Annotated in this window: 24 protein-coding genes; 14 read left to right on the forward strand and 10 right to left on the reverse strand. The window is 38.9% G+C overall.

Translation table 11 applies throughout. The features are described from left to right. Window positions 1–48 precede the first annotated feature (48 nt). Both SFB89_RS09830 and SFB89_RS09835 read right to left on the reverse strand, forming a co-directional pair. Window positions 49–591, reverse strand: coding sequence for an isochorismatase family protein (locus SFB89_RS09830; RefSeq protein ID WP_331774513.1), 543 nt, complete (start codon window positions 589–591; stop codon window positions 49–51). Then, window positions 588–2549: a M3 family metallopeptidase gene (locus SFB89_RS09835; RefSeq protein ID WP_331774514.1), complete on the reverse strand. Its 1962-nt coding sequence runs from the start codon at window positions 2547–2549 to the stop codon at window positions 588–590. The genes SFB89_RS09830 and SFB89_RS09835 overlap by 4 nt, the downstream gene beginning before the upstream one ends. Window positions 2550–2672: 123 nt before the next feature. On the opposite strand from SFB89_RS09835, the gene SFB89_RS09840 reads away from it, so the two are divergent. The 11 genes from SFB89_RS09840 (at window position 2673) to SFB89_RS09890 (ending at window position 9767) form a co-directional block, all read left to right on the forward strand. Next, on the forward strand, window positions 2673–3050 hold the full coding sequence (locus SFB89_RS09840) for a phosphate-starvation-inducible PsiE family protein (protein WP_331774515.1): 378 nt from the start codon (window positions 2673–2675) through the stop codon (window positions 3048–3050). Window positions 3051–3065: 15 nt separating this feature from the next. Beyond that, window positions 3066–4937 carry a tRNA uridine-5-carboxymethylaminomethyl(34) synthesis enzyme MnmG gene (gene mnmG, locus SFB89_RS09845; protein ID WP_331774516.1) on the forward strand — a complete coding sequence of 624 codons (1872 nt, stop codon included), beginning with the start codon at window positions 3066–3068 and terminating at the stop codon, window positions 4935–4937. A gap of 251 nt (window positions 4938–5188) precedes the next feature. Continuing rightward, on the forward strand, window positions 5189–5833 hold the full coding sequence (locus SFB89_RS09850; RefSeq protein WP_331774517.1) for a peroxiredoxin-like family protein: 645 nt from the start codon (window positions 5189–5191) through the stop codon (window positions 5831–5833). Window positions 5834–5925: 92 nt separating this feature from the next. Next, window positions 5926–6222, forward strand: a complete 297-nt coding sequence (locus SFB89_RS09855) for a DUF134 domain-containing protein (RefSeq protein WP_331774518.1) — start codon at window positions 5926–5928, stop codon at window positions 6220–6222. Beyond that, a complete protein-coding gene (locus SFB89_RS09860) occupies window positions 6219–6365 on the forward strand; it encodes a hypothetical protein (protein ID WP_331774519.1) in 147 nt (48 codons plus the stop codon). Before SFB89_RS09855 ends, SFB89_RS09860 begins: the two co-directional genes overlap by 4 nt. A gap of 10 nt (window positions 6366–6375) precedes the next feature. Continuing rightward, complete coding sequence (locus SFB89_RS09865) at window positions 6376–6585, forward strand: hypothetical protein (protein ID WP_331774520.1); 210 nt, start codon at window positions 6376–6378, stop codon at window positions 6583–6585. Further along, window positions 6572–7438: an ATP-binding protein gene (locus tag SFB89_RS09870; protein WP_331774521.1), complete on the forward strand. Its 867-nt coding sequence runs from the start codon at window positions 6572–6574 to the stop codon at window positions 7436–7438. Before SFB89_RS09865 ends, SFB89_RS09870 begins: the two co-directional genes overlap by 14 nt. After that, window positions 7435–8328, forward strand: a complete 894-nt coding sequence (locus tag SFB89_RS09875) for an ATP-binding protein (protein WP_331774522.1) — start codon at window positions 7435–7437, stop codon at window positions 8326–8328. The genes SFB89_RS09870 and SFB89_RS09875 overlap by 4 nt, the downstream gene beginning before the upstream one ends. A gap of 1 nt (window position 8329) precedes the next feature. Beyond that, window positions 8330–8671 (forward strand): NifB/NifX family molybdenum-iron cluster-binding protein, encoded by a 342-nt coding sequence (locus SFB89_RS09880; protein WP_331774523.1) that lies wholly within the window; start codon window positions 8330–8332, stop codon window positions 8669–8671. Between the two features lie 9 nt (window positions 8672–8680). Beyond that, the gene (locus tag SFB89_RS09885) at window positions 8681–9046 is read left to right on the forward strand and encodes a NifB/NifX family molybdenum-iron cluster-binding protein (RefSeq protein WP_331774524.1); all 366 of its coding nucleotides are present in this window, start codon (window positions 8681–8683) and stop codon (window positions 9044–9046) included. Between the two features lie 16 nt (window positions 9047–9062). Beyond that, entirely contained in the window at window positions 9063–9767 is a 705-nt protein-coding gene (locus tag SFB89_RS09890; RefSeq protein WP_331774525.1) for a c-type cytochrome, read from the forward strand. A gap of 164 nt (window positions 9768–9931) precedes the next feature. Here the strand turns inward: SFB89_RS09890 and cydB are convergent, their stop codons facing one another. From cydB to SFB89_RS09905, 3 genes are read right to left on the reverse strand one after another with little or no spacing between them, the layout of a single operon-like run. Further along, a complete protein-coding gene (gene cydB / locus SFB89_RS09895; protein WP_331774526.1) occupies window positions 9932–11056 on the reverse strand; it encodes a cytochrome d ubiquinol oxidase subunit II in 1125 nt (374 codons plus the stop codon). Then, window positions 11057–12583 (reverse strand): cytochrome ubiquinol oxidase subunit I, encoded by a 1527-nt coding sequence (locus tag SFB89_RS09900; protein WP_331774527.1) that lies wholly within the window; start codon window positions 12581–12583, stop codon window positions 11057–11059. Window positions 12584–12592: 9 nt separating this feature from the next. Then, window positions 12593–12802 carry a DUF4492 domain-containing protein gene (locus SFB89_RS09905; RefSeq protein WP_331774528.1) on the reverse strand — a complete coding sequence of 70 codons (210 nt, stop codon included), beginning with the start codon at window positions 12800–12802 and terminating at the stop codon, window positions 12593–12595. A 254-nt stretch (window positions 12803–13056) separates the two neighbouring features. On the opposite strand from SFB89_RS09905, the gene SFB89_RS09910 reads away from it, so the two are divergent. Genes SFB89_RS09910 through SFB89_RS09920 form a run of 3 tightly spaced genes read left to right on the forward strand, consistent with a single transcriptional unit; the run spans window position 13057 to window position 15753 of the window. Then, window positions 13057–13566, forward strand: a complete 510-nt coding sequence (locus SFB89_RS09910; RefSeq protein ID WP_331774529.1) for a Rieske 2Fe-2S domain-containing protein — start codon at window positions 13057–13059, stop codon at window positions 13564–13566. 10 nt (window positions 13567–13576) lie between these two features. Next, window positions 13577–14800, forward strand: coding sequence for a cytochrome b (locus SFB89_RS09915; protein WP_331774530.1), 1224 nt, complete (start codon window positions 13577–13579; stop codon window positions 14798–14800). Beyond that, a complete protein-coding gene (locus tag SFB89_RS09920) occupies window positions 14800–15753 on the forward strand; it encodes a c-type cytochrome (RefSeq protein ID WP_331774531.1) in 954 nt (317 codons plus the stop codon). The genes SFB89_RS09915 and SFB89_RS09920 overlap by 1 nt, the downstream gene beginning before the upstream one ends. A 79-nt stretch (window positions 15754–15832) precedes the next feature. Here the strand turns inward: SFB89_RS09920 and accA are convergent, their stop codons facing one another. From accA to gpmI, 5 genes are all read right to left on the reverse strand, one after another. Continuing rightward, a complete protein-coding gene (gene accA, locus SFB89_RS09925; protein ID WP_331774532.1) occupies window positions 15833–16771 on the reverse strand; it encodes an acetyl-CoA carboxylase carboxyl transferase subunit alpha in 939 nt (312 codons plus the stop codon). A 9-nt stretch (window positions 16772–16780) separates the two neighbouring features. Then, entirely contained in the window at window positions 16781–17989 is a 1209-nt protein-coding gene (locus SFB89_RS09930) for a beta-ketoacyl-ACP synthase II (RefSeq protein ID WP_331774533.1), read from the reverse strand. A gap of 69 nt (window positions 17990–18058) precedes the next feature. Next, entirely contained in the window at window positions 18059–18289 is a 231-nt protein-coding gene (gene acpP / locus SFB89_RS09935) for an acyl carrier protein (RefSeq protein WP_331774534.1), read from the reverse strand. A gap of 68 nt (window positions 18290–18357) precedes the next feature. Continuing rightward, a complete protein-coding gene (gene fabG, locus SFB89_RS09940) occupies window positions 18358–19101 on the reverse strand; it encodes a 3-oxoacyl-ACP reductase FabG (protein ID WP_331774535.1) in 744 nt (247 codons plus the stop codon). Window positions 19102–19113: 12 nt separating this feature from the next. Continuing rightward, window positions 19114–20589, reverse strand: a complete 1476-nt coding sequence (gene gpmI / locus SFB89_RS09945) for a 2,3-bisphosphoglycerate-independent phosphoglycerate mutase (RefSeq protein ID WP_331776078.1) — start codon at window positions 20587–20589, stop codon at window positions 19114–19116. Window positions 20590–20667: the final 78 nt, after the last annotated feature.

Here is a 20667-nt window from a genome sequence, read left to right on the forward strand (position 1 = left end):
AGGAATTATATATTAGATTTCACTCAAGATTCTTGATTTAAATCAAGCTTATTTAATCAATGCGCTTATTGCCCTAAAAGCGGAGTGTTTTGCACTACCGCAGAGTTCAAAAAGTAACGATTCATAGGTCGTAGGGATGGCGCCTGCTTGCATCATTCGTGAAATTGCTACATTTTTATCATTTTCCTTGCGTGAGCCAATACAATCGGTGACCAAAATAGGCACCAATCGCGCATCAATCAAATCAAGTACGGTTTGCAAAACACAAACGTGCGCTTCAATACCAAATACGATGACAAACTTCCGACCTTCTTTTTTAATCAAATCCATCGTCTCTTCAGTTTGGCAACAACTAAAGGTCACCTTTTCATGAGCCACATCATTTTGCAATAATTCTTTGATAGGTGCAATCGTATGTCCAATCCCCTTAGGATACTGCTCATTTAGTACAAAATCCACTTCCAAAAGCTTCAACCCTTTGATGAGTTTGAGCATATTTTCCAATAAAATTTCATGGTTGTTGATGTGCGGAAAAAGTTTCTCCTGCACATCCACCGCCAAAGCAAACACATTGTCCATAGGTATTTTCATGATGCCTCCGATTTTGATGTTAATCCACTCAAGCGAAGCAAACTTTCTACTTTTGCATCCGCACCTTTTAACTCTTTATACAAGGCTTTCATACTTCTGCTTCCACCTTGCGCTAAGACAATATTGAGATAATCTTTACCAAATTTTGTATTAAAAATTCCCTGATCTACGATTGCAAAGAAGGCATCGGCACTGAGCACTTCTGCCCACTTGTAGCTGTAATACCCTGCCGCATAACCTCCTGCAAAGATGTGCGAGAAACCATTTTGAAATTTATTATAAGCAGGTGGCTGAATCAGTGAATTTTCCGCTCTTACTTGATTAAGTAAATCTTGTACCTCTTGACCTTGGTGAAGTTTTTGATGCAATTTAAAATCAAAAAGTGAAAACTCGACTTGTCGCAAGATGCCCAATGCTGATTGGAAGTTTTTGACCGCTACAATTTTATCAATCATCGCATCACTGAGGATTTCTCCGCTTTTGTAATGTGCGGCAAAAATTTTCAAGACTTTAGGTTCGTATGCAAAATTTTCCAAAAATTGTGACGGAAACTCGACCGCATCCCACTCAACCCCACTAATACCACTCACGCCCACTTCTGAGACATTTGAGAGCATATGATGCAAGGCATGACCCATCTCATGAAAGAGTGTCACGACATCATCATGACGCAACAAGGAAGGCGATTTCTCAGAAGAAGGAAAGTTACACACGATGAAAGCAGAAGCGAGATGTTCGGTGCCACCCTCTTTGTAGTGACTCTGCCAGTTGTGCATCCACGCGCCACCGCTTTTACCTTGGCGTGACTCCAAATCCAAATACAAACGCGCCGTGAGTTTATCCCCGACCATGACATTATAAGCACTGGCTTTTTCATCCCAAAGTGGTACTTCAACCTTTTCAAAGCGAATACCAAAAAGAAGATTTAAAAATTTAAAAAGTCCCGCTACCACAGAGTGTTGTTCAAAATAGGGACGATAGAGATCTTGGTCGAAATCATAGGTCTCTTTTTTGAGTTTTTCGGAATAAAATGCAAGATCATAACTCTGTAAATCTTCTTGTTTTGCAAACGTTCGCAGTGTGGCTAACTCTTGCTTGGCGATGGGTTTGGCCGCATGGGCTAATTTTTCTAAAAAAGAGATGACCGCTTCTTCTTTTTCTGCCATTTTAGGAGCCAGCGAATACGCCGCATAATTTTCAAACCCCAAGATATGAGACATCTCTTGACGTAATTGCATCAATTCATCAATAATAGCCGCATTTTGTGGGGCTTTTGTCGTATAGGCTTTGTAGAGTTTTTCGCGAATTTCACGATTTTGGCCATAGGTCATGTAGGTAATGTAAGGGGGCATTTGCAAGGTAAATCGATACTTTTTAGCCCCATCTACGTCGATCTCATAACTTTTTTTATCCTCTTCACTCAATCCCTTCACATCATCTTCATCGAGTATCAACTCATAATCATTCACTGCGTTGATGAGATTTTGTGAAAAATCATTGGCCAGTTCGCTCATCCGCAAATTGATGGCCTCTAAGCGCTTCTTTTTCTTTTCGTCCAAATTCGCACCGCTGAGTTCAAAACTTTGGATATTGAGTTCCAACACGCGAAGTTGCTCTTGATTTAGCTGTGCTTTTTCACTAGCCTCAATACTTTTAAAAGCATTGTAAATATCAAGATTTTGAGATAATTTTGTCGCATATTCTGTAATAATAGGTAAAGATTGGCTATAAACCTTTTGGGTTGTTTCGCTATTTTTTACAGAATTTAGATGTGACATGGGAGTAAAGAATTCATCCATCTTCTCTTCTAAGATCTCTAACGGTCTGACAAAGTTATCATAAGTTTTATGTTCAATCTTTAATAATTTTTCGATAGTTTGGTTGTTTTGGTTGATTTTTTCTTGTAGTTTTTCGATAAAATGATCGAAATCTACTTCAAATTTTAAAAATTTATTCATTATCGCTCCATTTTTTTTGAAATTATAGCAATAAAAGAGTAAAATAGTCATCTTACTTTAAAAATGGTTAACAAATTTTAAGCTAATTATGATATCTTACGCAAAAAATAAAGGATGAGAAGGATGGAAGTAAAAGACTACCTTACTAGGAACAGAATACTCGCTTTTTTGAAGTTTTTTGTTGCGGCCTTACTCTTTGTACTCGTCAAAGACCTCAAAGAAGTCAACTCTTTTTCGACCTTGATTGTGGCATTGTTGGAGTTTATTATCGTATTGGAAATCGTCAGAATGCTGATTGGATTTTTATTTAGCGATGAAAACAACATCAAACTGCGCTTCATGATAGACTCAACCATTATTTTTTTCATCAGAGATATCATGTTGATTGCAAATTCACACTTTGATTTTACGAAAATCGGCTCGGTCCTTGTGATCATCGCCGTACTATTTTTATTTAGAGGATTGACTATAAAATTTAGTCCATCAAACACACATCAATGATTTTAAAGGCACATTATGAAATATGACATTATCGTCGTCGGTGGCGGTCATGCAGGTATCGAGGCATCACTTGCGGCCGCACGACTTGGAAAGAAAACATTACTCATCACCATACTCGCAGAACAAATCGGCGCAGCGAGTTGTAATCCCGCAGTCGGAGGTTTGGCCAAAGGACATCTGGTTAAAGAACTCGATGCCCTCGGCGGACAAATGGGTCTTACAACTGATGCCACTGGTATTCAATTTAGAATCCTCAACCAATCCAAAGGCCCAGCAGTCCAAGGAAGTCGCGCACAAATTGATATGGATCGTTATCGTATCTATATGCGAAACATCGTCTTAAATACTGAAAATCTCAGTGTCACCCAAGAGATTGTCAAAGATCTCATCAGTGACAATCAAGTCGTCACAGGAGTCAAAACCCATTTGGGCAATATTTATAATGCCAAAAAGGTGATTTTGACAACAGGAACCTTTATGAAAGGTTTGATTCACGTCGGTGAATTCAAACAAGATGCCGGACGATTTGGTGAATTTCCTTCGGTTCACCTCTCTGATTCTCTAAGAGATTTAGGCTTAGACTTAGGACGATTGAAAACCGGAACGTGTGCGAGAATCGATGCTAAAAGTATCGATTTTTCTAAGATGGAAATCCAACACGGTGATGAAAAGCCACAACCTTTCAGCTTTAGAACCGATAGTGAGACATTCCAACCGCATCAACTCCCTTGTTACATCACCTATACCAATGAATCAACCCATACGATTATCGAGAGTAACTTTTATAGAGCCCCATTGTTCACCGGACAAATTCACGGCTCAGGTCCACGATACTGCCCAAGTATCGAAGACAAAGTCAATCGCTTCCGAGACAAAGATCGCCATCATCTCTTTATCGAACCCCAAACTAAAGAAGCCACAGAATATTATATTAATGGACTCACCACATCACTACCACCAGATACGCAACTCTCAATGCTCCACTCTATCGTAGGATTAGAAAATGCAAAAATCGTCCGATACGGTTATGCTATCGAATATGATTATATCAATCCCACCCAATTGCGTCATACTTTGGAGACGAAAAAGGTTTCTGGACTCTATCTTGCAGGACAGATCAATGGAACGACAGGATATGAAGAGGCTGCGGCGCAAGGTTTGATGGCAGGGATAAATGCTAGTTTGAGTATTGAAGAAAAAGAGCCATTGATTCTACGACGTGATGAGGCGTATATCGGTGTTTTGATTGATGATTTAGTCACAAAAGGCACCAAAGAACCCTATCGTATGTTCACCAGCCGTGCGGAATATCGCCTGCTCTTAAGAGAAGACAATGCTGACATCAGACTGAGCCATTATGGCTATAAACTCGGACTTATTGATGAGGAGACTTATGAGAAGGTTATCAAAAAGCAACGAGAAACCAAAGAGGGTTTGGCATATTTAGAAGAGACCGAACTCACTCCATCCAAAGAGAATATCGCTTATCTAGCCTCAATTGATGAAGACAAAATCACCGATAAAGTAAGTTTACAAAAAATCGTAGCACGAAAATCATTTGATATGGAAAAGCTAGACAAGCTTTCACCAATCTTTTCACAATTTTCACTCGATGCAAAAAAACAGATTCTTGTGGAAGCGAAATATAAAAATTATATTGAAAAACAGAAACAACAAATCGACAAGATGAAAGACCTCATGAATGTCAAAATACCACCAATGATGGATTTCGCTTCCATTTCAGGTCTCAGCAACGAAGTCGTAGAAAAGTTACAAAAACACAATCCACCCACACTATTTGCCGCCAGTGAAATCAGTGGCATCACGCCAGCAGCTTTAGATATCCTGCATATCTACGTCAAAATCGGCAGCAAACGACAAAAATAAGTATCATGAGATTCCTATAAGAATCTCCTACCACTTTTACCAATCTTGCGTGTATTCAAAGAGTATTGGCCTCAATACCATGATACACGCAGCTTGATTATCATCTCTAACACCCTTTTCATTTTTATCTCACTCTTCTTTTGATTCAACATTATTATCATGATGCTTGACATTATAGAACAATTATTCTACAATGTTGCATTAGGTCATTTATTATAAAAAAATCTAATATAAAAAAACAAAGGATACCTATGTCAAGATTAATTGATGCGATCAAAGAATACCAAGTTGGCTTTAGAAAAAAAGCTCCAAAAGAAGTTCAAGATATTATGCTGCAAGCAACAAAACAACTCGAAAAGATGCACCTCAGCCAGAATGCACTCACAGTAGGAGCGCGCGCCAAAGCCTTTACCCTACCCAATGCCGTAGGAAATCTTGTATCTTTAGATGATGTTTTAGACAAAAATGATTTTGCGATTGTGAGTTTTTATAGAGGAGCTTGGTGTGCTTATTGTAATCTTGAATTAAAAGCACTACAAGAGAGAAATGATGAATTTAAAGCATTGGGGGCCCAGCTCATTGCTATCTCTCCTCAAACTCCTGATGCCAGTTTATCGACGCAAGAAAAACATAATTTGCAGTTTGAAGTACTCAGTGATGCACAGAATACAGTAGCGAAGTCCTATGGCTTGGTCTTTTCTCTAGCCCAAGAGCTAAGACCAATCTATCTGAGTTTTGGTATTGATATCCCTGCAAGCAATGAAGAAGAGAGTTACGAACTCCCCATGCCCGCTACGTATGTCATCAATAAAGAGAAAACAATCATCTTTTCATATGTCAATGAAGATTACACAAAAAGGTGCGAACCGCAAGATATCATTGATATCATTAAATAAAATGAAATTATTTGTAAAATAACTTGAAAATATATTGACTTTTGAACATATGTGCGTTATAATTCTGCACATATGTTCAAAAAGGAGTCAAGATGCCCTGTTGTGGAAGACGACGCAAAGATAGAGTTATAGATGTCAATCACTGCGAGATTTGTTTCAAACCTCGAGGTATTCGTAGTGATACCCTTGAATCAATTATCCTTTACGAAGATGAGATGGAAGCCATCCGACTCTCAGATTATGAATCCCTATACCAACAAGATTGTGCTGACAAAATGCAAATATCTCGTACAACGTTTTCGAGACTCATTGATTCAGCACGAAAAAAAATCGCTGATGCCCTTTTGAACAATAAAATCTTAGAAGTAAAAGAAAGGAAACAATCATGATACTAGCATGTAACAACGGACGATGCATCAATAAAGATCGATGCGAACGCTATCGACTTTTCAAAGATGGTGCCAAAGAGTACTCCACCAATGGCGGTACTCCAGAAAAAGGCTGTAAAAAATTTATACCGATTCAAAAATAAGGAGATTATTATGAGAAGAAACGGACAAGGACAAGGTCAAGGACAAGGTCAAGGTCAAGGTCAAGGTCAAGGTCGAGGAAGAAACTGCGCTCATTCCCCTCGTCATGAAGGACGCGGAATGAATAAAAATACACATGCATGCCAAGGAAACGGTGTCGGATTTGGACAAGGTAATGGTCGAGGTCATGGCGTAAACCGCTACAGACATGAAGAAAAATAACCTTAAAATCACCATCGCAAGTGGAAAAGGTGGAACCGGAAAAACAACGGTTTCCACCAATCTTAGCTCCTATCTTGCCAGTAACAATCACGCGGTAGTACTGACAGATTTGGATGTAGAAGAGCCTAATTCTGCACTCTTTATCGATGCTAAACTCAAAGAGACAACAATCTGCAATAAAATGGTTCCAAAATGGGAACGTGCTGATTGTACCTTGTGTGGAAAATGTGCAAAGATTTGTAATTTTAATGCCATTGTCGCACTGCCTTCTGAGGTCTTAGTATTCCCTGAACTGTGTCACAGTTGTTATGCATGTAGCGAACTCTGCCCCACAAATTCTTTGCCGATGAATCCTGTCAGAATAGGAGAAATTAAAACATTTGAAGCGACTGATTTTCATTTTGTCGAAGGACGGTTAGATTTAGGCCAAGAGATGGCCGTACCACTCATCTCACAAACGATTGATTATGTAGATGAAAATTTTAAAGATACAATCAAAATTTATGACGCACCTCCGGGGACCAGTTGCCCGGTCATTGAAGCCAGTAGAGAGAGTGATTTTGTCATCTTAATCACAGAATCCACCCCTTTTGGGCTCAATGATTTGCGCTTGGCCGTCGAAACAATGCGCGTCCTCAAACAAAATTTTGGTGTCATCATCAACCGTTATGGTATTGGCAATAATGATGTTGAAGCGTATTGTCAGCAAGAGGGAATCCCAATTATCACAAAAATCAAAAATGACAAAGCCCTCGCCACTCTTTATTCAAAAGGAGCGTTAATTTATCCCAAAATCGAACACTTCAAAAATTCACTCGATGACATTGCAACATTTATAGGAGCGATAAAATGAAAGAAATCGTCGTAATTTCAGGTAAAGGAGGTACTGGGAAAACCTCACTGAGTGCTTCCTTTGCATATCTTGCTGGAGCGGAATCTCTGATTTGTGATTGTGATGTGGATGCGGCCAATATGCACCTACTTTTAGATGCAGATTTTGACAAAAGAGAAGATTTTATGAGTGGGGAAATCGCCAAAATCGATGCCGATTTATGTAGCAATTGTGGTGCATGCGAAGCAGCGTGTCGTTTTGATGCCATCCATCGCATAGAAGACCAATATGAAGTTGATCCAATTTCCTGTGAGGGATGTTGGTATTGTAGTCGTGTTTGTCCTAGCCATGCCATTACGATGGAAACACAAAAAGCCGGTGATCTTTTTGTCTCACATATCAAAAATAATGCACAAATGGTACATGCCAAGCTGGGATTTGGAGCAGAAAATTCTGGTAAACTCGTCGCAAAAGTCAAACAAACAGCCCGAAATATCACTAAAGATAGTGCCATCAAGTACATCATCACAGATGGTAGTCCGGGAATTGGATGTCCGGTCATCTCTTCTTTAAGTGGTGCTGATTTGGTCGTACTAGTAACTGAGGCTACGATATCGGGAATTCATGATTTAAAAAGAGTTCATAAACTCATCAAAACGTTCAATCTACAAGCGGTATGTATTATTAACAAATATGACCTCAATCTCGAAATGACGCAAGAGATTGAAGCATTTTTACATGATGAAGATATCAAACTGATTGCAAAATTACCTTATGATGAAACCTTTACCAAAGCACTTTCATTAGCACAGCCAATTGTAGAATATGATAAAGATTGCGCACTTTCACATCTTGTGAAACAGGCATGGGAAACGATAAAAGAGAATATTTTAATAAAAAAAGGAATATAATATGAAAATAGTATTTACAGCAAAAGGGGGCGATTGGGAGAGCTCTATGGATCCAAGATTTGGACGTATGGAGATGTTGGTCGTTTATGATGACGTCGCCAAGACACTCACATCAGTACCAAACAACGAGACAGAGGGCATGGAACATGGTGCAGGACTACAAACTGCAAAAAAAGTTTTGGAATTAACCCCCGATATCATTATCACGGGCAACGGTGCAGGGGAGAAGGCATTAGCCATCTTAAAACGCTCCAATGTGAAAATGTACATCGGTGCGGGCAATATGAGCATAAAAGAAGCATATGATGCATACCAAAACAATCAATTAGAATTACAATATTAAGGACAGAAAATGAAACTCGTTTTCCCAACAGATACCAATGAAGGGTATCTATCACCAAGAGGTGCTCACTTCGGTAGAGCCAATTTTTATACCATTGTCACACTGGAAGATGGAAAAATTGTCGAAGTAGAAGGAGCACAAAATCCAGGTCATAAAACTGGTGGTTGTAGCAATGCTATTACCAATATTTTGAATTTTAAACCCGATGCACTCATCGTCAGCGGCATCGGTGGTGCTCCCGCACAAGGTTTTGCAAAAGCGGGATTGGACGTCTATTTTGATCGCGTTTCTCGTACCGTAGAAGAGAGTATCAAAATGTTTCTTGAAGGAAAACTAGAACAAAGTACCGGACAAGGAACCTGTTCAACACACTAAAAACAATGGGGGCTACATGAAATTTAAACCACTCGCCACACTGATCTCATTGGCGCCCCTGCTTTTTATAGGCTGTGGCGAGGACCAAAGTCTCAAGCTTGATGGTAAAACACTACTAACACAAAAGTGCAGCAGTTGTCATAATCTTGATATGCCAGCACACTCAACAGAAGATGAAAAAGCACCACCTATGATGGCTGTTAGCTTTCATGTTTATGATTTTATCGATGCGGTTTCATTGCCAGATCGACGCTCAAAAAGCATTGAATTTGTCGTAGACTTCGTAGAAAATCCCAGCGTTTCAAAATCATTTTGTGATAAAAAAAGTCTCGCATCTTATGGACTCATGCCCTCCCTTAAAGGCAAAGTCAGTACCGATGAAGTACGTGCGATTGCACGATATATGTTTTCACACTACACACAAAAAAATCTTCTTGCTATCATGAAGCGTAATCGTGAACTTAAAGCCATGCCACAAGGTAGGCGAATAGCCGCTCAAAGCGGTTGTTTGAGCTGTCATGCAATCAAAAAGAAAAAAGTCGGCCCATCTTTTCATGATATTGCGCTAAAAAAAGATGCAACGCAGATTGATCATTCGATTCGTGAGGGGAGCAAAGGAATGTGGGAAGAAAGTCGCAATATCCCCATGCCAGCATTTGGGAAAAAACTAAGCAATAGCGATATTAAAATAGTATCAGATTGGATTTTAGAACAAAAATAATCCACATGCAACCTGCGTTGCACGTGGATGTTTCATCTATTTTAGATTCTCTTCAAAATGGTTAATATTTAATGCAATGAATTTATAAGATACAAATATCAAAGCCGGCCAAACCAAAAGCCATATAATCTCAGCAGTGTAATTAATCTCTTCCATGTTATCTCCTAATAATGATGAGAATCCGATTGGATTTCATCTGATGTAATTTGTTTTTGATCCATTTTTCGCCATACGATAATAATATATCCCAACACAAAAGGGACCAAAAGGGACACATAACTCATCGCTACCAAAGTGTATCGACTCGCCGCAGCGTTACGAATATCCAGAGAACTTTGTAAATCGCTCAGCGAAGGATAAATCGCCGTATTATTAAATCCCAAAAGGCTAAACAGTGCCAATACTACTAAAACCGTACCAACCCCACTAAACCAAATACCTTGTTGGCTCTTTTTAAACAATGAGATAAAGAGTGCATAAATCACCAACAAAGCCCCTACGAGAAAAATTCCCAACAGTATCGGTGATGCTAAAAAGTTGAGTAAAAATTTGTATTTTACAACCACAAAAGCATTGCCATCATACGCCACACCACTGAGTGTGAGCAACAAAATACAAAAAAGTATAAAAAATGCTAGGAAAAGAATCGCGTCATTTCGTAACACCCTTCTTGTATTATTGATGATACCCTCATGATTGATATTATTCAAAAAATAGAGACTCGCTTGAACGCGAGCTAAGAAAAAGACGACCAATCCTAAAATCACATTGAAAGGATTCAAAACAGCTTCCAAACCACGGCTTGAGAGTGTCCATGAGGAGAGATTCATATCACTTAATATAAAATTTCCTCCTGTAAAAAGTGTCCCCACTGCGGCACCAATGAGGATAATCCCCAAACTTCCATTGATGAATAAAAAGATTTCAAAAGTTTTTTGTCCTAGAAAATTATCCGGTTTTTTACGATATTCATAAGAGACCGCTTGGATAATAAAACAGAATAAAATCGCCATCCAGACATAATAAGCACCGCCAAAACTCGTCGCATAAAAGAGTGGAAATGCCGCAAATAAAGCACCTCCAAACATCACTAACGAGGTAAAAGTCAATTCCCATTTTCGACCTAATGAGGCAATAACAATATCCTTTTCATCTTCACTCTTTGCCACTTTATTCAGTAGTGTCTGACCCCCTTGTACAAAAGTCATGAACACAAACAAAGCACCCAAAAGAGCGATGAGGAACCACCAATATTCTTGTAATGCTAGATATGATAATTTTTCAAACATTTATGCTCCTTTGAACCCGAGTTTGATTTGAGATAACATGATTTTGATCTCTGCTATTAATAATCCCGTAAAAAGTACAGCAAAGAGCACCAAAGTCACAGCAACTGAATTACTAGTCAGATGCGAAGTGGCTACTTGTGTTGGTAGCATCCCTTGTATCGCCCAAGGTTGTCGCCCTACTTCTGCGACGATCCAACCGACTTCACCGGCAAGATATCCCAAAGGAATACTCCAAAGGGCTAGTTTTTGAAACAATCTTTTATCCTCTATTTTTCCAATCATTGAATAATATAACATAAAGAAAAAGAGGATTAAGAACCAAGTACCAAGACCTACCATGATATGGAAGCTATAAAACGTCAATCCAACCGGTGGGATGATATCTACTGGATTTTTCAAATAGCCATAGCCTAGATATTTTTCATACATTCTAAAGGTCTTCAATGAAGCTTGACTTTTCTCTGCATCATTTACTTTTTGGGCATTTTTATAATCTCGCAATGATTTCAACGCGATTTTACCTTTGGCAAGCATATCACTTGCTGGTTCAATATTCATTTTTTTGTTTCCCAATACCAAGTCATCCATACCGGGAACAAAAGCATCGATATTTCTAAATCCTAAAAATGAGAGCGCATAAGGAATTTGCACGGACCAAACAAAATCATCTTTGTTATCACCGATTTCCTTACCTGAGGTCAATTGGCCAATCGCCACAATTCCTTGACGTTTAGAACCATCATATAAACCCTCCATAGCTGCTAGTTTTGTAGGTTGTTTGAGCGCCACTTGATGCGCCGATTCATCTCCAGTTGAGATCAAGAAGATTGACGCTAAAAGACCAAAAGAGGCAGCCACAATAATGCTACGTTTTGCAAAAACCGTATCTCTTTTTTTCAACAAATACCAGCTACTAATCCCAATAACAAACAAAGATCCCATCACATAACCACTAGAAACGGTATGGAGGAATTTTGAAACTGCAACAGGATTGAAAAGCACATCAAAAAAGCTTTCCATTTCAAATCGTGCGGTATCGACATTAAATTTCATACCGGTTGGGTATTGCATCCAACCATTGGCGACTAAAATCCAAAGGGCTGACAGATTGGAACCAATCGCAACAAGCCACGTGGAAAGCAAATGGGCTTTTTTGGAAACTTTATTCCATCCGAAAAACATCACAGCAAAGAATGTTGATTCCATAAAAAACGCCATAATCCCTTCGATGGCAAGTGGTGCGCCGAAGATATCGCCAACGATCCATGAATAGTTGGACCAATTGGTACCAAATTCAAATTCCATGATGATTCCCGTAGCCAAACCAATCGCGAAATTGATGCCAAAAAGTGTCATCCAAAATTTCGTAATTTTTTTCCACTCAGGATTGCCCGTCTTGACATAAATCGTCTCCATAAATGCAATGATAAAAGAGAGCCCCAATGTCAATGGTACAAAAAGCCAGTGATACATCGCAGTCAATGCAAATTGTGATCGAGAGAGATCAACTAAAAGCGAATTATCCATATTATTCCTTTATTGTGTTATATTTTCCATGACATAGTTAGCACGTTCGTGGTCATTGGAAAATTTTGTTTGAAGTATGTCAGGAAAAAAGAAGATTTTTAAAACGATGAAAAAAATGAAAAATTTTATAGCCAAAATGGCCCATAATTTTTTGCCCACTTTCATATTTTGAAAACCTTCAACATAAAAGCGAAATACTTTTTTGCATAACTCTTGCATACATAATCCTATACGATAATAATTATCAATTTCCTTAATAGAATTATAATACTTATCAGCTAAATATGTTCTTAATTTAACCTTATTTTATTCTGAATTCGACACACTATTACCATTGCATATCCTATTTAATAGCGTATTTGATACATTTTATATTTTTATTTCTCTCAATTCTTAAAAATTGACTTACATCATCTTGTTTTAAAAAATAATTAGATAGAATAATTAAAAACTATTGAAAGGAAAGGAAAGCAATGGCAATAAAAAAAGAGAGAAGGGATTTTCTCGGCATGGCTCTTGGTGGTTTCACTGCTCTTGGCGGAATCGCGGCATTGGGCGCAGCTAAGAGAACTTGGGATCCCTTACCAAGTGTTATGGCCGCGGGATATTCAACCATCGATCTCAGCGCAGCAAAACCCAATGTGTTGAATGTAGAAAAATGGAGGGGAAAACCAATATTTATCTTAAAAAAATCCCCCGATATGAAAAAAGATCCTAGAGAGGTTATCGTAGGAGACAATAGATATCTTATATGCATTGGTCTTTGTACGCATCTTGGTTGTATTCCCTCTTATTTTCCAAAAGAGCACAAATTCAAATGTGCCTGTCACGGGGGCCAATTTGATGCAAGTGGTAGAGTTTTAAAATCTCCACCTCCAATACCACTCGTAATTCCACCTTTTAAAATTGAAGGTGAAAAGGTTGTGATTGGTGAAGCCGGCGAAGAATACAAAAAATTAAAAGCCGATGGCTTAACAGTATAAGGGAGGATTGATGGCACATTTTACAAAAGCAACAAGCGTTCATGATTGGCTAAATCAAAGACTTGCTATTGATTCAGTAAGAAAAGTTTTGGCAACAGAATATTGGATCCCAAAAAATATTAACTTTTTGTGGGCCATGGGGATGATTTTAGCAGTGACATTTGGGCTCCTGTTAATCTCTGGAATCTTTTTATTGATGTATTATAAACCCGATACAAAACTTGCCTTTGATAGCGTCAATTATACTATCATGAGCCAAGTTGGTTATGGATGGTTATGGCGACATATTCATGCCGTCGCTGCATCAGTTGTCTTTTTGATTATCTATATTCACATGTTCACCGGTATCTATTATGGAAGTTACAAAAAAGGCAGAGAGATGATTTGGATCTCGGGTATGCTTTTATTCGTCACTTTTTCAGGTGAAGCCTTTAGTGGGTACATGTTACCATGGGGTCAAATGAGTTATTGGGCGGGTATGGTTATTACCGATATTTTTAGCCTTGGTGCACTTCATCTTGATGGTTTGGTTGAGTGGATTCGAGGAAATTTTGTCCCAGGTGATGCTTTCTTAAATAGATTTTTTATGCTTCATGTTGTCTTGCTACCTTTAGCCGTTATGGCGTTGATAGTACTTCACTTTGCAACATTAAGAATACCTCATGTTAATAACCAAGACGGTGAAGAGATTGATTTCAAAGAGGAATCTCAAAAATACCTATCTGGTAATACAAAAAATTCAAAAGTGATTCGATTTCAATTTGACTTCTTAAGCAAAGATATTGTAGTACTCGGTTTCTTTTTAATTTTCTTCTTTTATCTTGTTTTTTATCACTTTGAATTTGCGATGGATCCGGTAAACTTTGATCCCGCAGATGGACTTAAAACGCCAACCCATATTTATCCTGAGTGGTACTTCTTGTGGACGTATGAGATTCTTAGACCATTCCCTAAAAATCCGGGACTTTTGGCATTTGGCTTTGCGCAAGTCATTTTCATCTTCTTGCCATTTTTAGATAGAAGTCCAAATGTGGCTCCTGCTAATAAAAGAGGTGCTTTTAAAATTTGGTTCTGGTTATTACTACTCACGATGGTAACATTGACAATATTTGGTAAATTACCGCCTGAGGGTGTTTTCACAACGTATGGTACGATTACGGCAAGTTTCTTTATACTCTTGTGGCTTTCTTTGCCTATCATCACCAAATTTGAAAAACCGATTGGGGGCAAATAATGAAAGAGTTAAAAATATTAGCAATCGTTGTCTTTTTTACACTATTGACATATTGGGGTGTTGAGCCTTTTGCACATAGTAAAATGCACAAACATGTAGAATTTAAAAACTTTGCCTATTCAGACCTTCCGGCACTCACAAAAACCGGTGATCCAGCAAAAGGCCAAGAACTCGTCATGGGTGCGGGAGCTTGTGTGGGATGTCACAGTATAAAAGCTGCGGGCGTACCAAGTCCAATGGACCCTAATATGGCCGCTTCAAGTTATGGTGTTACCCCACCAGATTTAAGTCAAGTTGGAGCGCTTTTAGATGATAGATTTTTGGCAGAAATGATTAAAAATCCTACCAAAGCGATGATGTTAAAACATAAATTCGATGGCACTACAAGAGTTTTCCCAATGCCAGCATTTATGGGTGCAGGTGGAGACATAGACCAAGAAGTCGCTGATATGGTTGCCTACTTTAAATCCATAGCAAAACCGGATGAACTCACTCCAAAAGTTGCCTATGAAGATAGTTGTGCCAGATGTCATGCTAATCGATACGGAAATATCACTCAAATTGGTGAGGTTCCAAAAACCAAAACTAATATCGTGACTAATAAAGATGTGGATCTCTTGAAATTTAAAATTAAAGTGGCAAATTATCAAGCAGATTTAGTACATTATCTCGGAAAACTTCCACCTGATCTTTCTATCATGATACGAGCGCGAAGTGAAAACTTCATGAAAACATTCGTAGAAGATCCTGAGAGTCAACTACCAGGGACAGCAATGCCTCGTGTTGGTTTAAGTAAAGAGGGTTATGATAAAGTCATCAGTTATCTTGAAGAGACCGGTGATCCAAGTAAAAAAGATAGAGAAAGCCTCGGACCATGGGTTTTAGGATTCTTTGCAATCTTTACCATTCTAGCACTATTATGGAAAAAATCTATCTGGAAAGATTTACACTAAACAAAACAATTAGCCCGGTTTAAAAACCGGGTTAACCTCTTCATCTCATATATTAGCAGTTTTAAATATTATAATAGGATTAAAGTTCTTCGTAGGCACCAACAGAGAGTATTTTATCTAATCTTCTTTTGAGTCGCTCTTCTGTGCTCAGATTGTCCATCTCTGTTAAAAAATTCACAAAGTACTCTTTGATAGCATTAGCCGCTCCCACTTTGTCACGATGTGCTCCGACAATTGGTTCGTCTAAGACAGCATCTATCAGTTTGAGTCGGTATAAATCATCAGCGGTGATTTTCATCGCTTTGGTAGCATTTTCTTGTTTGAGGGGGTCATTCCACAAAATCGCAGCACATCCCTCCGGTGAAATTACGGAAAAGACAGAATAGCGCATCATGACCATCTTATCAGCAACACCAATCGCCAAAGCGCCTCCGCTTCCTCCTTCACCAATCACCACAGCCAAAGTCTTCGCTTTGAGGTCACTCAACTCATAAAGATTTCGAGCAATCGCTTCACTTTGTCCCCGCTCTTCTGCTTCAAGTCCTGGATAAGCGCCGGGAGTGTCTATCAAGAAGAGGATAGGAATATCAAATTTTTCTGCCATTTTAGCGATTCTCAAAGCTTTGCGATACCCCTCAGGATGAGGCATCCCAAAATTGCGTTTGAGTTTGTATTTGGTACCACGGCCTTTTTGCTGTCCAATCACAATAACTTTATGACCGGCAATATAACCCATATAAGCCAACATCGCCTCATCATCTCGAAAAGCACGATCACCATGTATCTGATACGCATCATCCAAAATCAAGCGAATATAATCCATCGCATAAGGACGATCTGGATGTCGTGCTAATTGTAATTTTTGATAATCATTAAGATTTTTATAGACTTTTGAAATCTCTTTTGTAAGATTTTTTTCTAAAATTTCAACCGCAGGAGTATCCCCTTTGATTTTCGCATTAGCAATATCTTCATCTAAGTTTTTTATACTTTTTTCAAAGTCTAAATATGTTGCCATAATAATTCCCTAGACTCTTCTAAATATTAAAGAGCCGTTTGTGCCACCAAAACCAAAAGAGTTACTCATCACCACATCTACGTCCATAGTACGTGATTGATTGGCAATATAGTCCAAATCACATTCTGGATCTGGTGAAATTTGATTGATGGTAGGAGGCAAAATTTTATCGCGCATGGCCATCAATGAAATAACCGCTTCAATCGCTCCAGCAGCTCCTAAGCAGTGACCAATTTGTCCCTTAGTTGAGCTCACTAGTGGTACATTATCGCCAAAAAGTTTTTTGATTGCGGCGGTTTCATTTTTATCATTGGCTGCGGTACTAGTACCGTGTGCATTGATATAATCTACTTTGGGTTGATTGGCCATCTCATAAGCTGCCTTCATCGCACGAAAGGCACCATCAGGAGCCGGTGTCGTAATATGATAAGCATCACCACTTTCACCAAAGCCTATAATTTCACCATAAATATGTGCGCCTCTTTTGATGGCATCATCATAATCTTCAAGCACCAAAGCACCCGCTCCTTCACCCATGACAAAACCATCTCGGTCTTTATCAAAAGGACGTGAGGCAAGTTGCGGATCATCATTGCGAGTAGAGAGCGCTTTCATAGAGGAAAAACCGCCAACACCCACAGCACAAATCGCAGCTTCTGCCCCGACGACAAGCACTTTATCAGCACCACCAACAACGATGGTTTTGAAGGCTTCTGATATCGCATGAGTTCCCGCTGCACATGCAGTAACGGCTGATAAATTTGGCCCTTTAAGTCCGTGTTCAATCGCAACCATTCCCCCTAGCATATTGACTAATGCTGATGGAATAAAAAATGGCGAAATTCTTCTTGGGCCTCGGTTATCACAAATCAAAGAGTTTTTTTCGATTGCAATAAGACCCCCAATACCTGAAGCAGAGCAGACACCAAATCGTTCACCATCATAAGTATCAAGTTTTGCATCCATCATGGCTTCACCTGCTGCTTTGATACCAAATTGTATGAATCGATCAGCTTTTTTGACATCTTTTGGGTTCATCACTTCTTCGGGGACAAAATCAGTAATCTCACCTGCTATTTTTACAGAGTGATTGGTCGTGTCAAATGAACTAATCCTTTTAATGCCACATTTTCCCTCAACTATAGCTTTAAAAGAACTCTCCTTATCTAAACCAACTGAATTAATCATTCCCAAACCTGTAACTACGACTCTTCTCAAGATAACTCCTCTTAAATTTCACTAAAAAAGCGCTAGGACAACCCTAGCGCTACGATAAAATTGATAGTTTTATTTATGTTCTTCTATGTATTTAACAGCATCATTTACAGTCACAATTTTTTCTGCATCTGTATCAGGTATTTCAATATCAAATTTTTCTTCTAATGCCATTACAAGTTCCACTACATCAAGAGAATCTGCGCCCAAGTCTTCTACAAATTTTGATTCTTCTTTTACTTCATCAGGATTAACATTTAACTGTTCAACTACTACTTCTTTTACTTCTTCGATTAGTGCCATCACTAACTCCTTTAAAAAATTTTTATTATTCTAGCAAAATAAACTTTAATTCACGTTATGGTCTTATGCTACATATACATCCCGCCATTAACTTTCAAGACGCTACCGGTCACATAAGAGGCACTATCACTCAATAAAAATGCCACCGCTTCGGCAATATCCTCAGGCGTTCCAAAACGTTGGAGTGGTATTTTATCGGTATAAGATTTTTTTACCTCATCGCTGAGTTTATCAGTCATCTCTGTGGCAATAAACCCTGGAGTCACTGAATTAAATCGAATACCCCTAGCACTACCTTCAAGTGCAAAACTTTTTGTCATCGCAATCAATCCGCCTTTGCTTGCACTATAATTGACTTGACCCGCGTTGCCTGTTTCTCCTACAATAGAGGCGATATTCACGACACTACCAAATCGTTTTTTACTCATCACTTTCAAGGCTTCACGACATCCTACAAAAGCGGAAGTGAGATTGACATTGATGACCGCATCAAACTCTTCTGTTTTCATTCTCATTGCTAGTTTATCTTTGGTAATACCTGCATTGTTCACTAAATATGACAATTCGCCATCACTACTAATAATCGTTTTAATGCCCTCTATAAAAGCAGCTTCATCAGCCACATCAAAACAGACCACCGCTGCGGTGCCCCCTTGTGTTTCAATCTCTTGTTGGAGCGCATCTGCTTCAGCCGGACGGGAACGATAATTAATCCATACTTTCAAACCATACTGTGCTAATGTGATGGCAATTTGTTTTCCAATGCCGCTTGCTGCCCCTGTTATAAGAACATTTTTACCACTAAATTTCATCTATTTTTCTCCTTAAATTAAAGCTTCATCCATCTCTTTGGGGATGGTAATACCCATCAATTTTAAAACGGTCGGTGCGATATTATTCAATCCACCGTTTTTGACTTTTGTCACGCCATCAGCTTTGACGAAGCAAAAGACATCAAACGTCGTGTGATTGGTCAATACTTCACCCTCTTCTCCTAGCATTTTTTCACAATTTCCATGATCACTCGTCAACACCAAAGCATAATCTTGCGCTTCGGCTTTGCGAATAATACGCCCCAGTTGTGCATCCACAGCTTCCACTGCTTTTACTGCAGCATCGTAATTTCCGGTATGCCCAACCATATCGCCATTGGCAAAATTGACGACAATAAAATCATACGCTTCATCCATCGCTTTGAGTACGCCATCACCCACAGCACCCGCACTCATCTCAGGTTGCAAATCATAAGTTGCCACCTTTGGGCTAGGAATCAGCAATCTACTCTCTCCCACATAAGGCGTCTCAATACCGCCATTTAAGAAAAATGTAACATGAGCATATTTTTCTGTCTCTGCGGTATGAAACTGACGCAGGTGGTGGTCTGCTATGACACTGGCCAAAGTATTTTTCGGTACACTTTGATCAAACATCACCTCAAATGGAAATGTCTCATCATACCGTGTCATGGTTATGGTGGTAATACCATGATGTTTTCTCTCAAACTCATCAAATTCTGTCATTCCGATTGCTTTGGTAATCTCACGCACGCGATCATTTCTAAAATTTGCGATGATGACACCATCATCTTCCTTCATACCAGCATAATTATCAAAACTTGCTGGCTCGATAAATTCATCAGTGATGCCCTTATCATAGGAGGCTTTTACATAATCTAGCACATTAGAGGTTTCCAACATACCGCCTTCTGCAATCACATGATAGGCTTTTTGGATACGATCCCAACGATTGTCACGATCCATCGCATAATATCGGCCACTAATCGTAGCAATTTTAATTGTGTCATCACAAATTTTCAAAAAGGATTGAAGATACCCTATACCCGAAGTCGGTGAAACATCACGTCCGTCCATAATCGCATGATAATAGACTTTTTTACCTTGTGCTTTAGCAATCAAAGCCAAAGCTTTGATATGATCGATATGTGAATGCACACCTCCATCACTCAATAATCCAATAATGTGAATATCTCCTTTGACTTTTAATAGATGCTCTAATGCTAGATTATCTTTGAGAGTATTCTCAGCAATGGCTTTGGAAATTTTTACGAGGTTTTGGTATAAAACACGTCCACTTCCGATACACATATGCCCTACTTCGCTGTTTCCCATCTGCCCTTCTGGCAAACCAACAGCTAAGCCTGAGGTATGAATATACCCATAAGGCACTTCTTTAAAAAGTTTATCATAGGTAGGTTTTTTGGCATTTAAAAAAGCATTGGAATTCGCATGAGGATTGGCACCGATACCATCGGTAATCACTAAAATCGTTTTTTTCATTATCGCGCGCTCCTTCGATATAAATAAATTGAAAACAGGGCTGTAAAAATTTTATCTCTAAGAGCAAGACAATGCCCTGCG

This window comes from Sulfurospirillum sp. 1612 (assembly GCF_036556685.1).
In the GTDB taxonomy this organism is placed as follows: Bacteria; Campylobacterota; Campylobacteria; order Campylobacterales; family Sulfurospirillaceae; genus JAADIZ01.

Coding starts and splice junctions, on each gene's coding strand:
- SFB89_RS09870 (WP_331774521.1), top strand. CDS start 6,572: ATGAAGAAAAATAACCTTAAAATCACCATCGCAAGTGGAAAAGGTGGA.
- SFB89_RS09900 (WP_331774527.1), bottom strand. CDS start 12,583: ATGGATAATTCGCTTTTAGTTGATCTCTCTCGATCACAATTTGCATTG.
- SFB89_RS09910 (WP_331774529.1), top strand. CDS start 13,057: ATGGCAATAAAAAAAGAGAGAAGGGATTTTCTCGGCATGGCTCTTGGT.
- SFB89_RS09840 (WP_331774515.1), top strand. CDS start 2,673: ATGGAAGTAAAAGACTACCTTACTAGGAACAGAATACTCGCTTTTTTG.
- mnmG (WP_331774516.1), top strand. CDS start 3,066: ATGAAATATGACATTATCGTCGTCGGTGGCGGTCATGCAGGTATCGAG.
- SFB89_RS09920 (WP_331774531.1), top strand. CDS start 14,800: ATGAAAGAGTTAAAAATATTAGCAATCGTTGTCTTTTTTACACTATTG.
- SFB89_RS09890 (WP_331774525.1), top strand. CDS start 9,063: ATGAAATTTAAACCACTCGCCACACTGATCTCATTGGCGCCCCTGCTT.
- SFB89_RS09835 (WP_331774514.1), bottom strand. CDS start 2,549: ATGAATAAATTTTTAAAATTTGAAGTAGATTTCGATCATTTTATCGAA.
- acpP (WP_331774534.1), bottom strand. CDS start 18,289: ATGGCACTAATCGAAGAAGTAAAAGAAGTAGTAGTTGAACAGTTAAAT.
- SFB89_RS09905 (WP_331774528.1), bottom strand. CDS start 12,802: ATGCAAGAGTTATGCAAAAAAGTATTTCGCTTTTATGTTGAAGGTTTT.
- SFB89_RS09865 (WP_331774520.1), top strand. CDS start 6,376: ATGAGAAGAAACGGACAAGGACAAGGTCAAGGACAAGGTCAAGGTCAA.
- cydB (WP_331774526.1), bottom strand. CDS start 11,056: ATGTTTGAAAAATTATCATATCTAGCATTACAAGAATATTGGTGGTTC.
- SFB89_RS09830 (WP_331774513.1), bottom strand. CDS start 591: ATGAAAATACCTATGGACAATGTGTTTGCTTTGGCGGTGGATGTGCAG.
- accA (WP_331774532.1), bottom strand. CDS start 16,771: ATGGCAACATATTTAGACTTTGAAAAAAGTATAAAAAACTTAGATGAA.
- SFB89_RS09855 (WP_331774518.1), top strand. CDS start 5,926: ATGCCCTGTTGTGGAAGACGACGCAAAGATAGAGTTATAGATGTCAAT.
- SFB89_RS09875 (WP_331774522.1), top strand. CDS start 7,435: ATGAAAGAAATCGTCGTAATTTCAGGTAAAGGAGGTACTGGGAAAACC.
- SFB89_RS09915 (WP_331774530.1), top strand. CDS start 13,577: ATGGCACATTTTACAAAAGCAACAAGCGTTCATGATTGGCTAAATCAA.
- SFB89_RS09850 (WP_331774517.1), top strand. CDS start 5,189: ATGTCAAGATTAATTGATGCGATCAAAGAATACCAAGTTGGCTTTAGA.
- SFB89_RS09860 (WP_331774519.1), top strand. CDS start 6,219: ATGATACTAGCATGTAACAACGGACGATGCATCAATAAAGATCGATGC.
- fabG (WP_331774535.1), bottom strand. CDS start 19,101: ATGAAATTTAGTGGTAAAAATGTTCTTATAACAGGGGCAGCAAGCGGC.
- SFB89_RS09885 (WP_331774524.1), top strand. CDS start 8,681: ATGAAACTCGTTTTCCCAACAGATACCAATGAAGGGTATCTATCACCA.
- SFB89_RS09880 (WP_331774523.1), top strand. CDS start 8,330: ATGAAAATAGTATTTACAGCAAAAGGGGGCGATTGGGAGAGCTCTATG.